We start from the raw sequence: 12,708 nt of genomic DNA, 5'->3' as shown, positions 1-12,708 counted from the left end.
CTCAACTTTGAGAAACGTATCGGAACTGAGAATCTGTGTCCATGGATACGGTCGATCTGCTGCTGCACCCCGTACGGCTGCGCATCGTGCACGCGATGTACGACGGGCGGACCCTGACGACCACGGAGCTGTGCGCCCTGCTTCCCGACGTCTCCAAGGCCACCGTCTACCGGCACGTCGGACTCCTCGCCGACGGGGGCCTGTTGGTGGTGGAGGACGAACAGCGGGTGCGTGGCTCCGTCGAACGCCGCTACCGGCTGCACCGGGGCCGCGCGGTGATCGACGCCGACACGGCCGCCTCGATGTCGCGGGAGGACTACCGCCGCGGGTTCGCGGTGGCCATGGCCGCGCTGCTGGCCGAGTTCGACGCGTACCTCGACCGGGACGGCGCCGATCCGGCCGCCGATCTGGTGGGCTTCCGCCAGCACGCGGTCTGGCTCAGCCGGGACGAACTCACCCAGATGATCGGCGAGATGCGTGAGGTGATCGCGGCCCGCATCGGCCACGCCCCCACACCGGAGCGCACCCGCCACCTCCTGAGCCCGATCGTGTTCCCGGCCGAGGAGCCACCGCCGCGCGACACCGACACGAGCCCCGGGCAGGCCGAGCGCGGCTGACTCCCGCCAGGTGCCGGGGGCGCCGAGGCCGGACCCCGGCCGCCCCGCATGGTGCTACGCCGCCCCCTCCGGCGACGCCGCGTCGAACCGCACCGCCGCCACCCGCTCGCGCGACCCCCGGTCCAGCAGGACCACCGAGGCCGCCTCCCGTACGAGGTCCGGGACCGGCTGCGTACCGCCGCGGGGTCCGCGGGCCGGCAGCGCGCTCAGCAGGCGATCCAGGCCGCGCCGGTGCCGGGCGAAGGCGCGGCGCGAGGCCCGCCGGCCGCGGGTCTCCTGGCCGGAAAGGGCCTCGGCGACCCCCACGTCCAGGAGGACCAGGTGGAGTTCGCGCCCCTGCCGTCCGGCTCGTCCGGCCAGCCATCTGCGCATCCACGGCCGGCCTCCGCAGTCGTGTACCAGCACGGGCCGGCCGCCGTCCACCGCGGCGCGCAGCCACCGGAAGTACCGCCATCGCGCCCAGGGGCGGTAGACGGCGTACGGCAACCAGGCCGGCATCACCGCCTCGCAGGCGACATGGACCACCCTCGGGTCGATGACGAGCGCCGCCTCGGACCAGCGGCGCAGCAGCGTGCTCTTGCCGCTTCCCGGAAGTCCGGAGACCACCACCACGGTACCCGCGGGGTACGACAACACGGGCGGGACGTCCCCCGGGCCCTCGTCCGCGCCCGGGGCCCGGAAATCCACCAGTCCGCGGGGGCGAAACACCGGCTCGGCACAGGGGTCGGCCGACTGCTCCGGCTCCGTTGCGCCCGCCGGCCCGACCGCATCGTCCAAGGAACCGCTCCCCATCTTCTCCCCGTTGCCCGCAACCGCCCCGTCGTCGACTCCCCCGCCCCGACGGACCATGAAATCTACAGCACTGTAGAAATCCCTGGGCGGGACAGGGCACGCACACCGGCTCGTCGCCCCGCCGTCCCCAACCCGTAGCCGCGAATCCCCTTCCACGCCGGCGGATCCGTCGCCATACTGCATCTACCGCAACTCACTCACCATCCGTTCACGGGGGGCGAGTTGAACCACCGGGGGATCGGGGGACGGGGGACGTATGTCCGTATCCAAGCAGCCCAGCCCGACGTTTTCGGCCGCGGCCCGGACGGCGGCCGCGGCGTCGCGGCACATCCGTAGCGAGGCCACGCGGCTGCTGTGCGCGGGGGTCTACTTCGACAGCGAGTTCCGCCACCGCGTCATCGAGCAGCTGGTCGAGCACGAGGAGCGGCCGATCGCGCCCTCGCTCGGTATCGACGCCCTGCCGGTCCTCGCGCACGCCCTCCAGGCCCGGCGCCGGGAGGCGGAGACCGGGCTGGTGCTGCTGCTCGTCTGGGGGCTGTTCATCGGGCTCGGGCTGGCGGGGATCGGCGCGCAGACGGCGTATCCCATTCCGTGGTTCCTGGCGTACGGCGTGGTCTGCCTGGTGTCGTGGGGCGTGCGCGGGAGCAGGAGCTCGGTGTTCGGTCTCGGCCGGGCGGTGCTGAAGGAGGCGACGCGCGGCCGGCTGAAGGCGGTGCTGCCGGTCCTGCCGTTCGCCGCGGGGATCGCTTACTGGGGAGGCGTGATCATCGCGCTGATCAACGGTGCCGATGCCTGGACGGCGGCGGTGTTCCCGGTGTTGCTGGTGCCACCGGTGTGGTCGTACCGCACGCATGTCGTCTCCGTGATGCGGGAGAAGCTGAGCCGCGCCGCCTTCGCCAAGGCGTCGCGGGAGACGCTGCCGGACACCGCCCAGTTCCGGCGGATCGGCGCGGCCATCGACCGCGAACAGCATGCGGGCCTGGCGATCTACGACCCGTTCAGGCCGTTCGTCGGAGCCGGCGAGCCGTACAAACCGTGGTCGTTCGTCATGGAGCTGAAGCGGAAGGGGTGGCCTCCGGCCCCGCAGCAACCGGCGACGCAGAAGCCGGCCCCGCCGCAGCCGTCCACCTGGGCGGCAAAGCCCGGCACGGGCGCAGGGCCGACCCCCGCGCCGGACCCCGGGCCGCTCACCGGCCGTGAGGTCATCGACCTCATCACACCGCAGCTGGAGGCCCTGCGCACGTCGGCCGCCGCCACCAGCCGCGACCGCCTGCGCACCCTCGAAGTCGACGAGATGGTCTATCTGCCGGTCGGGATGGCGCGCGGCCTGGTGAAGTACGAGCCCGCCACCGTCCAGAAGCACCTCAACGGTGCGGTCGGCGAGGGCGGCGAGGCGCGTCGGCACTTTCTGCGCGTCCGGGTCGGGGCGTGGGACGAACAGGTCGGGATCTCGCTGCTGATCCGCGTCCACACCCAGGGCGGCATCCTGGTCCTGGAGGTGGTACCGCACATCCTCACCCCCGTGCGCCCGGAGTTCCGGTCCGTGGACGTGATCGCGGCACGCGGCGGGGAGGGCATTCTGCGCGATGCCGTCCACAGCGTGCTCGGCAGCCCGTCGGCGGGTTTCGCCGCTGGTGTCGGCCTGCTGCGCACGGCCGTCTCGCAGTTCCGTGTCTGGCTGACGATCCCGGAGTTCGCGCTGCCGGACGGACCGGCCACGTCGGTGCGGGAGCTGGGCAGTGTGAAGGAGGTGTCCCTGCTCCAGGAGATGGACATCAGCCGGTACGTCAAGACGCTTCAGGACCGGATCGCCAGCGGGGTGCGGGAGGCGCTTCGTCAGAAGGGCTATGAGACGGGCGAGTTCGAGCAGTACGTGGTCAATGTGAACGGGGGCGGAGTGTTCATCGGGCAGATGAGCGGCGGCGCGGTCTCGTCGGGCGAGAAGTCGTCGGCGAAGCACTTCGACATCGTGGGCGATGTGATGGGTGGTCTGTTTTGACTCCTCCCCCTCGTAAACGAGGAGGATTCCTGGCTCACGTCGCCTGCGGCCCAGCGGGCGCACAGGTCTTACACGATCAGCACCAGCCGGGTTGAAGACCAGCCCGGACCAGCATCACGCGGGCAGAGTTCTTATCCCGAGGGGATACGGCTCCGCACACGGTGCAGGCATACGTTCGCATCGAGAGGGGAAGTGCGTGCTTGGTTCTCGCTCCGCACTGCGCACAGTCCATCGTGGTGTGCGCGGGGTGGACCAAATGCACGGCGCGCCCGTGCTTGCGGGCCATCTCCACCAGGGCCTTCTTGGTGGCGCCGATCGCGGCGTCGGCCGCCTTCTTCGCCATGGTCGACTGTGCCAGGAACTTCGGCTTGAAGTCCTCCACCGCGATCGCATCGTGGTCGCGGACGACTTTCTTTGCCCACTTACGACCGTTGTCCTGCCGCTGCCGGGCAACCTTCTTGTGCAGCTTCGCGACTTGCCGCTTCGCCTCACGGTAGCCCTTCGATCCGGGCTGCCCCTTCGCTGGTTTGCGGCGGGCCGTCATCCGCTGATAGCGGGCGAGCTTCTGCGCGGCGGTCTTCCCGTGCTGCGCGTGGGGAAGGTCGTGGGCGTCGGATGTGGTGGTAGCGGTCTCCTTCACGCCCCAGTCGATCCCGATCACTCGGCCAGTTTCGGGCAGGTGCTCGGTGGTGGCGGCAACAACAAACGACGCGTACCAATGTCCGATGCTGTCCCGGTACACGCGCACGCTGGAGGGCGGCTCAGGAAGGGCCCGCGACCACACCACCCGAAGAACGATTCCGCCAGCGAGGTGAAGGCGGCCGTTCTTCAGCCGGAAGCCGCGCCGGGTGTACTCCAGCGTCGGCAGCGCCTCGCGCTTCTTCTTGTACTTCGGCATCCCGGCACGCTGCCGCATCGGCAACCGGGCCTTGACGTCCTTGAGCGCCTTGGCCCGAGACTTACCGATGTCCCGGATTGTCTGCTGCTGAGGAACATTCGCGCCCTCGCGCATCCACGGCGTACGGGCGCGAGCCTCGGTCAGCATCTTCGCGAGCTGCACAGGGCCGCACGTGCGCTTGTCGCCCGTGGCCTTGTTGTGCTGGTGCACGGCCTTGGATTTCGCGACGCATTCGTTCCATACCCAACGGCACCGGTCCCACTCCGCCTCAAGCGCGACACGGGCCGTGGACGACAGACGTATGCGATAGGTGAACCGGGCGTGCCCGGAACCCTCCGCCGCCTTCACGGGTGCCGTCATGAACCTGAACCTACCTGGGAGGACTGACAGTTGAGCGATCTCGATCATTGTGGGCTACCTCACCCCGCTGTGGGGTGGACGCCCGATCGCCCTGGCAGCGATCCAGCTGCCCCTGCCCTGCTCCACAGGAGCTTCGTTCCTCCCCCGGCTGAAGCCGGGGGTATCCCGAAGGAAACCTGATGACAACGGGTACGCACGAGCCGGAGGAGACGGGCGAGGAGACGGGCTCGGAGGAGCGACCGCCCGGCAACTCACCCAGGGAGCAGCGTAGTTCGGTCGGGATCAGCGTCGGCGTGCTGACCGGCGGCGCGGTGGCGGCCGGGCCGGGAGCCTCGGCCGAGGACCGTTCGCGGCGCGTCGGCCGGCCGACGCCCGTGCCGCCGCCTCCAGGGGGCGGGGCAGTGCCGCCGCCTGCCGCCCCCGACGGCGGGATCGGCATCGGCGTCATGACCGGCGGCGCCGTGGCCGCGGGCGCGGAGGCCAGGGCCGTGGACGATTCGACGCAGGTGCTCGACGCGGCGCCGGAACTCCGTACGGCCATGCGCACCCTGCGCGAGCAGTTGTGCCTGCTCCGCCCCAGCGAGGAGACGGCCGAGGTCGGGTCCCGGCTCGCCGAGGCCGAGGAGGAGATCGCCGCCACGGGGCAGGTGCGGCGCCACCGTTTGCAGTGGCTGCGCGAGCGGCTCGAACTCGGCACGTCGGCCGTGGCCGGGCTCGCCGCGGCGGTGGACGTCGTCCAGCAGATCACGCAGCTCTTGGGCGGGCAGGGGTAGTCGGCGTGAGTTGGGACGAGGACAGACAGGACTGGGTGCAGCCGGCGCACCCGCCGGGGCCGCCACCGGGGACCCGGCCCTGGCGCCTGATGATCGCGGCGGTCGTCGGGGTCGTGCTGGCCGCGGCGGCCCTTACGGGAATCTGGCTGCTGTTGCGCGACACCATGACCGGCGACCTGCCGGACGGCCCGGACTACACGCCCGGATACACGCCGAGCTACTCGCCGCCGGACTACACGCCCGGCTACACGCCCAGCTACTCGCCGCCCGACTACACGCCCGGCTACACGCCGCCGGGCTACACCCCGGACTACACCCCGCCCGGCTACACCCCCGGCTACACCCCCGGCTATCCGGGCTACACGCCATCGGACTACACGCCGTCGGGAATGCTGCCCGGGGCCGATTCCACGACGGCGCCGGGCGTTCCCGGCTCCGTCGTCTCGCTGTAGTCGTGCATGTGCCGCCTCGGCGCCGACTTCGCCGGTGCGGTGCCCCCCCCGGGTGCCGCAGTGACGGCGTGGGCTTAGCAGCGGGAGGAGTGGGGGCCGCCCTGTGGTTCCTCCCGGCCCTGGGCGCCCCCGGTAACCGCCGTCCGCGGAGCGGGCGTTGCCGTCGTCCTGGTGAGGCAGCGGATCTTGTCCGGGTCGCGGCCGGTGACGGCGGCGGTGGCGGTGGGGCCGTAGCCGAGGGCAGCGAGGACGAGGGCGTCGTAGCGCAGGACGCAGTCGGTGGTGAGGGGAGTGGTCAGGGGTAACGGGGTGGCGTGGCGGCGGACTTCGTGGGAGAGGTGGTCCCAGGCGTCGGCGGTGGGGTTGACGGAGCTGACGAGCGTCTGCCAGTGCCTGGCCAGGGTGGCGAAGGTTTCGGTGACGACCGCGGCGGCCAGGGCCGCGGGCAGATGGGCGCGGGCGTAGGCGAGATAGGGCGCGCGGTGCAGCGTACGGAAGGCCTCGAACGCGGGAGGCGGTACGCGCGCGGGCGCGGGGGCGAAAGGCATGGGAGTCCTGAGGGTCACAGGGCCTGGCGAGGGCGGGGCGTGGGGACGGGGACGAAGGGCGGACGGGGGGACGAGGACGCGGGGTCAGCCGAAGGCGCCAGCGGGGAGGTGGGGGCCGTGGGCGTCGGGCGGCGGGGGCCGGTAGGCGGCGTTCCAGAGGGGCCGAAGGTCGGCGGGGCGACCCTGGAGGGCGGCGACGAGGCGGGTGGTGGTGTGCCAGTCGGGGACGTCGGTGCCGTTGAGTGCGCGAGCGATGCGGTTGACGCCGAGCGTGTTGCCGGCGGCGCGGCGGATGGCCCACAGATGAGGGCGGTCGGCGGCGAGGTACAGGGCCCGTAGCGCGGTATGGAAGCGGCGTTTGGCGTCGTCGTGGTGGTGCGGGGCGGGGGGCCGCGTACAGGTTTCGGGGTCGGGCGGGCGCTGGGCGGCCTCCCACAGGGCGCGGAGTTCCTCGGGGTCGCCGGCACAGGTGCGGGCGAGCCGTTCGGCGACGGGCCAGGACGGCAGGCGCTGGCCGGAGAGGATCCGCGAGACATGCGAGGCGGAGATGCCGGAGGCGGCGGCGACGTCCTTGAGCGTGCGTCCGGTCTTGCGCTGGAGGGAGGTCAGGGCGCCCGCGAGGTGTTGGGCGGGGGTGTGGGTCGGCGGGCGCAGGGCGGTGCCGGCCGGGTGCGGCGGGCCGGCGTCGGCCGACGGGCGGGGCGCGGGCAGCGCGGAGGCGCCGCGGCCGCGGGCGGCGCGGCGGTTGTCCAGCCGGCGGGTAAGCGTTTCTTCCGTCCACTTCTTGCGCAGCCGTTCGGAACTGAGGCCGGCGGGTGCGGCGAGGGTGTCCCAGGTGTCGCCCTGGACGCGTCCGCGGCGGACCACGGCGGCCTCGGTGTCGATGACCATCCGTTTGAGAACCGTGAGGTGGTGGAGGAGATGGGCGGACGGGGTCCGGCCCTGGACGGCGGCGAGCAGATCGCTGGCCATGCGGTTGAGGTCCTCCGCGGCCTCGTCCATATCGGTTTCGGGCATGGAGAGGTCGGGCGGGTCCAGGGACTTGCGGCGGGCGGCGCGCTTGCAGGTCTCGGAGCACATGGTGCTGGGGCGGCCGGGGCGGGCCGGTTGCACGAAGGACGCGCGGCAGTTCTGGCAGATCCGCCGCTGCGGTGCTGCGGGAGTCATACGGGTGCCTCTTTCGGGGGGCGTACGGGAGAGGAATGGCGCGCACCGGTGGTCGTCCTCGGCCCTGCCGTGCGCCAAACTCGCGCACGGCAGGGCCGGATCGAAGGGCGCTGCTCCGGGCCGGTCAGGGCGCCCGGCGGTCCGGGGGCCCGGCGTGCCGGTCACCGTCTGCGGGCCGGCAAATGCGCCGGTAGGTGAGCCGGGATCCTCTCGCCGCCCTGATACAGGCCATGGCCAGCGCGACCGCGGCCACGCTCGCGGCGGACCCGGTCCAGGCCATGACCGGCCAGATCAGCACGGTGATCAGGACGCTGCCGTGCACGGTGACTGTCAAGTCACCGGCACCGTGCGTTTCATTGCAGGAAGTCGGCGGCATGATACTTTCGGCACCGAAATCCACGGCCCATAAAGGGCTTTGGTGGTGATAACGGTCATCTGGCATGAGCTGCTCCTGTGGTACGTGCCGAGGAATCGATCGGAATCACGGTTGTTCGACAGGCCCTGGCCATGGAGTGGACGCCCCGGCCAGGGTCGCTGTCTTTCCCGGACTGGCTATCCGGTGTCGGGGAATCTACTTCGCCCTCGGTCCGTCGCGCCACGACCACAGAGGGTTATGGCCGTAGACGACCGGGAGGATCACGTAAACCCCTCCCTGGGGGCCGGTCACCGGCGTCGCCCGCCTCCCGGACCCGCGCGATCAATCCAGAACGAGATTGATCGGATGAGGCATCAGAGATGGTCAAAACTGGTCGCTTTGGTGTTCATCCGCAGGAGGAATCCCGTACATTCGGTCGCCTCCGGGGCGTACGGTACGCGCGCACGGCTTGCCCCTCGCGTGCCTGTGCGCCACCCCGCGCCACGGCCCGCCACCAGCCGCGGCCGCCCGAAGCCGCCGCCCGGCCGCCTCCGTGGGGCCGGTGCGGCCCGGTCACGGTTTGCGGGCGAGGACCGCTCCGTTCGCCCCCGGGGCCCGGAACGGCACGGTCCGTACGCCGTCGAAACCGGCCGCCCGCAGCCACTGCCCGTACTCCGCGGCCGTGTAGTTGCGCCCCGGAGTGCCGATCAGCATGTTCAGGCTCATCAGGGCCGCATCGGCCGGGCCCGTCTTGTCGTCGTCGACGAGCAGTTCGCTGATCACCAGGGTGCCGCCGCTGGGCAGCGCGCGGAAGCAGGCGGCGAGCAGTTCGCGGTTACGGGGCTCGTCCCAGTCGTGAAGGATCATGGACAGCAGGATCGTGTCGTGCCCGCCCGGCAGCTCCGGGTCCGCGAAGAAGTCGCCCGGGTGGACGCCGATCCGTTCCGACAGCCCGGCCTCGGCGATCCGGTCGGCGGTGAACGCGCAGACATGCGGCAGGTCGTAGACGGTGGCCCGCAGGCCGGGGTGGTACCGGCACAGTTCCACGGCGAAGGCGCCCCCGCCGCCGCCGACGTCGAGCAGTCGCCCCGCGCCGAAGTCGACCGCCCGGGCCAGGGCGCGGCCGGTGAGCGCCGAAAGCGGGTAGAGCCCGTCCCAGAAGAGCTCCGGGCGGTTCTCCGCCTCGAAGAGGCCCTTGTCCGGTTCGGGGGCCTGCCGGGTGGGGCGGCCGGTGCGGACCGCGTCGGTGACCCGCATCCATCCGGGGTAGACGTAGTGCTGGAGCATCCGGACGTAGTCCCCGAAGTAGTACGGCCGCCCGCGCACCAGGTACTCCTCCGCGACCGGGGAGTTGACGTATCGCTCGCCGTCGCGCCGCAGCAGGTCCAGGGACGCGCAGGCGGTCAGCAGCATCTCGGCGGGCCGTGCGGGGATGCCCAGCCCCTCGGCGGTCTCGGCGGCGCCGGCGCCGCCCTCCTGGGAGAGGAAGGTGAACAGGCCGACGGCCTCGGCGGCCACCAGCGCCTGCGAGGCCCACAGTCCCGAGGTCAGGGCGAAGAGCGGGTCCACGGGAGGCGTGCCGTGCGCCGCGTCGGCGGGGGACGCGGGGGGATACGGGGGCCGGTCGTCCATGACGCAGCTCTCCCGTCTCTCCGCCCCCGTGGCGGAGTCTCGAAGCGAACCGGGTATCCGGTGGTGGGACGCCAGGTCGTGATCGGTCGAGGCATGATCGGTCGAAGGACGACCAGTCGGCGCCCGGAGACGATAGCAGCAGCTGATCATTGGCGCGATGGTTCCGGGATGGTCCGTGATGCCCGTCTTGGAGCGCGTAGTCCCCCTGACAGCAAGGGAGTTGGCGGCAATGCCCGTATCCGGGCGCCCTGGGTGCAGGCCGTGCCCGGCCGGGGACCGCGCGGAGGCCGGCGGGCGCGCGGCGGGCGGCCCTCTATCCTGAAACCGGCACCCGCTCCGCGCCCGCCACCTCCCGCACCGTCTCCCGCCCGCACTAAGGACAACTCCCCCGTGAAAAAGAGCGCGATAGCCGGCCTCGGTCTCCTCGGCCTCCTCGCGGCGGCCGGTGCCTATGAGAGCAGCACGCTGGCCAGCGATCCGATGTCCCTGGCGGAATACAACGCGATCAAGGTCGGCAGCAGTGAGAAGGATCTGCTCCGCTACGCCACCACGTGCCAGCAGGAGGACAAGGCCGCACCCGGGGACGGCTACCCCGTCACCTGGACCTGCTACGGCGCGGACGGAAGCAGCAATGCGGTGTTCTTCTACTCGCGGGGCCAGCTGTTCAGCAAATCGGAGTCGGGGCTGGAATAGCGCCCGGCCCGGGGCCACCCCGCCGCCCCACCGGGGCGGCGATCAGCCGTCGGTCACCTCGGAGAGCCGGAACGGCCCCGCCGCGCCCGGCCCGAACATCACCGGCAGATTGCGCCCCTGCGGCACCACGACCAGCGGCTCGTCACGGTATTCCCGCAGGAATTTCTCCAGCGGCTCCCAGATGAGGCTCCGGTACGCGGAGGCGGACCGCTGACGTTCAAAGGACAGGGTCAGCGCGGCCTCGCTCACGGAGACGCTCACGGCGCCCACCTCCAGCCACTCTCCACCGATCCAGGCCTCGAGCCTCACATACGACATAACCCACAGAGTGCCTGGCCAAGCGGGTGACCGCAATCAGCCACCACGCGAGCGACCCCGAGCGGACGTGCGGCCCCGCCGGGGAGCGCGGGGCCGGTCCGATGGGTCTGCACCCCTCCGTCGGACACGCCTGGACTGTGTGACGGGACTCCGACCGACTGCCCCTAGGCCCGGCCCCGCCGCGTCCCCCTGCCGTCCAGCAGCGGCCGGGCCGGGTTCCACACGTCCCCCCGCTTGCGCGCGGCCATCCCCGACAGCGCTTCGAGCACGATCCGGTTCCCGAGATACGCCGTGATGTCGGCGTGGTCGTACGGCGGCGAGACCTCGACCACATCGAGGCCCGCGACGGGCAGCTCCAGGGCCAACCGGCGTACGGCGTCGAGCAGTTGGCGCGAGGTGAGGCCGCCGGGTTCGGGCGTACCGGTGCCCGGGGCCATCCCCGGGTCGACCACGTCCACGTCGACCGAGAGGAACACCGCGTCGCAGTCGTCCAGCGCCAGGGCCATGGCCTCCTCCAGGCAGGCGTCCAGGCCGCGCGCGACGATCTCGCTCATCTCGTACGAGCGCATCTTCTGGTCGGCCATCCAGTCCAGGGTCTCGGGCCCCGGCCAGTAGCCGCGCAGCCCCAACTGGAGGAAACGGTCGCCGCGCGCCGCACCGGATTCGATCAGCCGGCGCATGGGCTGGCCGTGGCCGTGCAGATGGCCGAACTCGATGTCACCGGTGTCGGCGTGGGCGTCGAAGTGGATGATCGAGACGCGGCCGAAACCGTGGTGGCGGGCGACGCCGGTGACGTCGGGCAGGGCGATGGTGTGGTCGCCGCCGAGGATGACCGGCACCGCGCCGGAGGCGGCGATGGTGGCGACGGCCTCCTCGATCGCCGCGATGCTGCCCTCGATGTCACCGGCGAACATCTCCACGTCGCCGGCGTCGAGCACCCGCAGATCCCGCAGTCCGTCGACGCGCATCGCCAGGGACGGCCGCGAGCCGTCGTGCGCGCCGTAGTCGGTGGCGCGGATCGCCTGCGGCCCGAAGCGGGTGCCGGGCCGGTGGCAGACGCCGCCGTCGAAGGGGGCGCCGACGATGACGACGTCGGCGTCCCGGTAGGTGTCGGGTTCGTCGAGGGTGCAGCGGTCCACGCCGAGGAAGGTGATGTCGGGACCGAACATGGGGCCGTAGCGGGGCATGCGATCTCCTGGGGGCGGAGGGGCGGCGCGCGGGCGGGGCGCGCCCGGTCGGCGCGGCGACGGCGGGGCCGCCGACCGCCCTGACTTTAAAGTCAGGCCACGGCGGATTCAATCCCCCGGCCTGTGGCAGGATCGGCCCCATGAGCGCGAACGACGGCCGGGAACGGATTTTGCGCGCGGCCCTGGAACTGATCGCCCGCGACGGCTTCGACGGCGTACGCATCGCCGATATCGCCCGCCGCGCCGGAGCCTCCACCGCGCTGGTGCACTACCACTTCTCCACCCGCGCGCAGCTGCTGACCGCTTCCCTCACCCACTCCCTGAGCGCCGCCGAGGCCCGGCTGGAGCGCCGTACGGACAGCGAGCACCGCTCCGCACCGCCGGAACGGCTCGCCGATCTGATCGACTTCGGGCTGCCGCTGACCCATGAGGACGTCATGGAATGGCGCCTGTGGTCCGAACTGGAAATGCGGGCCGCCGGCTCCCCCGAACTCGCCCGCACGCTCGCCTCGCTCAACGACCGGATCATCCAGCCGCTCGCCGCCACCGTGACGGCCGGGCTCGCCACGGGCGACTTCCGCGACTGCGACCCCGACGAGGTCGCCACCGTCGCCCTCGCCCTCCTCACGGGCCTCGCCACCCGCCTGATCGCCCGCGACCGGGCCCTGACCCTCGCCCACGCCCGGCACCTGGCGGGCCATCAGCTCGCCCTCGCCGTCGGCTACGCGGGCGAACTCCCCTTCCGGCCCCTCCCTCCGCAGCCCGCCCCGGCCCCCGACGCCGAGACCCCGACCACCGACGCCGCCCAGCCGCCCCGCCCCTCCGCCCGGCGCCGCGCGCCGCGGACGAGCTCGCGTCCGTGAGGTGAGGAAAGCCCTCACCGCGCTGACGCGCCGCGGATCCCTTCCGCCACCGCG

13 protein-coding genes and 1 pseudogene are annotated in these 12,708 nt (G+C 72.1%); 6 read left to right on the top strand and 8 right to left on the bottom strand.

Annotation, left to right across the window (positions count from 1 at the left end; all coding sequences use genetic code 11):
* Positions 1 to 41: 41 nt before the first annotated feature.
* Positions 42 to 617: a helix-turn-helix domain-containing protein gene (locus B1H19_RS37355; RefSeq protein ID WP_083109285.1), complete on the top strand. Its 576-nt coding sequence runs from the start codon at positions 42 to 44 to the stop codon at positions 615 to 617.
* Positions 618 to 671: 54 nt separating this feature from the next.
* On the opposite strand, the gene B1H19_RS37350 is transcribed toward B1H19_RS37355, so the two are convergent.
* Entirely contained in the window at positions 672 to 1,394 is a 723-nt protein-coding gene (locus tag B1H19_RS37350) for an AAA family ATPase (RefSeq protein ID WP_272482245.1), read from the bottom strand.
* Positions 1,395 to 1,665: 271 nt separating this feature from the next.
* On the opposite strand from B1H19_RS37350, the gene B1H19_RS37345 reads away from it, so the two are divergent.
* A complete protein-coding gene (locus B1H19_RS37345; protein WP_237289730.1) occupies positions 1,666 to 3,408 on the top strand; it encodes a hypothetical protein in 1,743 nt (580 codons plus the stop codon).
* Between the two features lie 45 nt (positions 3,409 to 3,453).
* On the opposite strand, the pseudogene B1H19_RS37340 reads toward B1H19_RS37345, so the two are convergent.
* Positions 3,454 to 4,666 (bottom strand): annotated as a pseudogene (locus B1H19_RS37340) (RNA-guided endonuclease InsQ/TnpB family protein); the annotation flags it as partial.
* Between the two features lie 179 nt (positions 4,667 to 4,845).
* On the opposite strand from B1H19_RS37340, the gene B1H19_RS37335 reads away from it, so the two are divergent.
* Positions 4,846 to 5,439 (top strand): hypothetical protein, encoded by a 594-nt coding sequence (locus B1H19_RS37335; protein WP_083109284.1) that lies wholly within the window; start codon positions 4,846 to 4,848, stop codon positions 5,437 to 5,439.
* 5 nt (positions 5,440 to 5,444) lie between these two features.
* Positions 5,445 to 5,891: a hypothetical protein gene (locus B1H19_RS37330; RefSeq protein ID WP_159028231.1), complete on the top strand. Its 447-nt coding sequence runs from the start codon at positions 5,445 to 5,447 to the stop codon at positions 5,889 to 5,891.
* 74 nt (positions 5,892 to 5,965) lie between these two features.
* Here B1H19_RS37330 and B1H19_RS37325 read toward each other — a convergent pair whose 3' ends face one another.
* The 4 genes from B1H19_RS37325 to B1H19_RS37310 form a co-directional block, all read right to left on the bottom strand.
* Positions 5,966 to 6,439 (bottom strand): hypothetical protein, encoded by a 474-nt coding sequence (locus B1H19_RS37325; protein WP_083109282.1) that lies wholly within the window; start codon positions 6,437 to 6,439, stop codon positions 5,966 to 5,968.
* 84 nt (positions 6,440 to 6,523) lie between these two features.
* The gene (locus tag B1H19_RS37320; RefSeq protein ID WP_083109281.1) at positions 6,524 to 7,606 is read right to left on the bottom strand and encodes a helix-turn-helix domain-containing protein; all 1,083 of its coding nucleotides are present in this window, start codon (positions 7,604 to 7,606) and stop codon (positions 6,524 to 6,526) included.
* 124 nt (positions 7,607 to 7,730) lie between these two features.
* The gene (locus B1H19_RS37315; RefSeq protein WP_159028230.1) at positions 7,731 to 7,940 is read right to left on the bottom strand and encodes a hypothetical protein; all 210 of its coding nucleotides are present in this window, start codon (positions 7,938 to 7,940) and stop codon (positions 7,731 to 7,733) included.
* Between the two features lie 594 nt (positions 7,941 to 8,534).
* Positions 8,535 to 9,593 (bottom strand): methyltransferase, encoded by a 1,059-nt coding sequence (locus B1H19_RS37310; protein WP_083109279.1) that lies wholly within the window; start codon positions 9,591 to 9,593, stop codon positions 8,535 to 8,537.
* A 390-nt stretch (positions 9,594 to 9,983) separates the two neighbouring features.
* On the opposite strand from B1H19_RS37310, the gene B1H19_RS37305 reads away from it, so the two are divergent.
* The gene (locus B1H19_RS37305; RefSeq protein WP_083109278.1) at positions 9,984 to 10,286 is read left to right on the top strand and encodes a hypothetical protein; all 303 of its coding nucleotides are present in this window, start codon (positions 9,984 to 9,986) and stop codon (positions 10,284 to 10,286) included.
* Between the two features lie 42 nt (positions 10,287 to 10,328).
* Here the strand turns inward: B1H19_RS37305 and B1H19_RS37300 are convergent, their stop codons facing one another.
* Together B1H19_RS37300 and speB are read right to left on the bottom strand one after the other, a co-directional pair.
* Positions 10,329 to 10,547, bottom strand: coding sequence for a hypothetical protein (locus B1H19_RS37300; protein ID WP_237289728.1), 219 nt, complete (start codon positions 10,545 to 10,547; stop codon positions 10,329 to 10,331).
* Positions 10,548 to 10,768: 221 nt separating this feature from the next.
* Positions 10,769 to 11,791 carry an agmatinase gene (gene speB / locus B1H19_RS37295; RefSeq protein WP_083109277.1) on the bottom strand — a complete coding sequence of 341 codons (1,023 nt, stop codon included), beginning with the start codon at positions 11,789 to 11,791 and terminating at the stop codon, positions 10,769 to 10,771.
* A 140-nt stretch (positions 11,792 to 11,931) separates the two neighbouring features.
* On the opposite strand from speB, the gene B1H19_RS37290 reads away from it, so the two are divergent.
* Positions 11,932 to 12,654 (top strand): TetR/AcrR family transcriptional regulator, encoded by a 723-nt coding sequence (locus tag B1H19_RS37290; RefSeq protein WP_083109276.1) that lies wholly within the window; start codon positions 11,932 to 11,934, stop codon positions 12,652 to 12,654.
* Positions 12,655 to 12,708: the final 54 nt, after the last annotated feature.

Source organism: Streptomyces gilvosporeus (genome assembly GCF_002082195.1).
Taxonomy (GTDB): Bacteria; Actinomycetota; Actinomycetes; order Streptomycetales; family Streptomycetaceae; genus Streptomyces; species Streptomyces gilvosporeus.
Note: the sequence above shows the minus strand (reverse complement) of the source record. Positions and strands in the feature narration are given on the sequence as shown.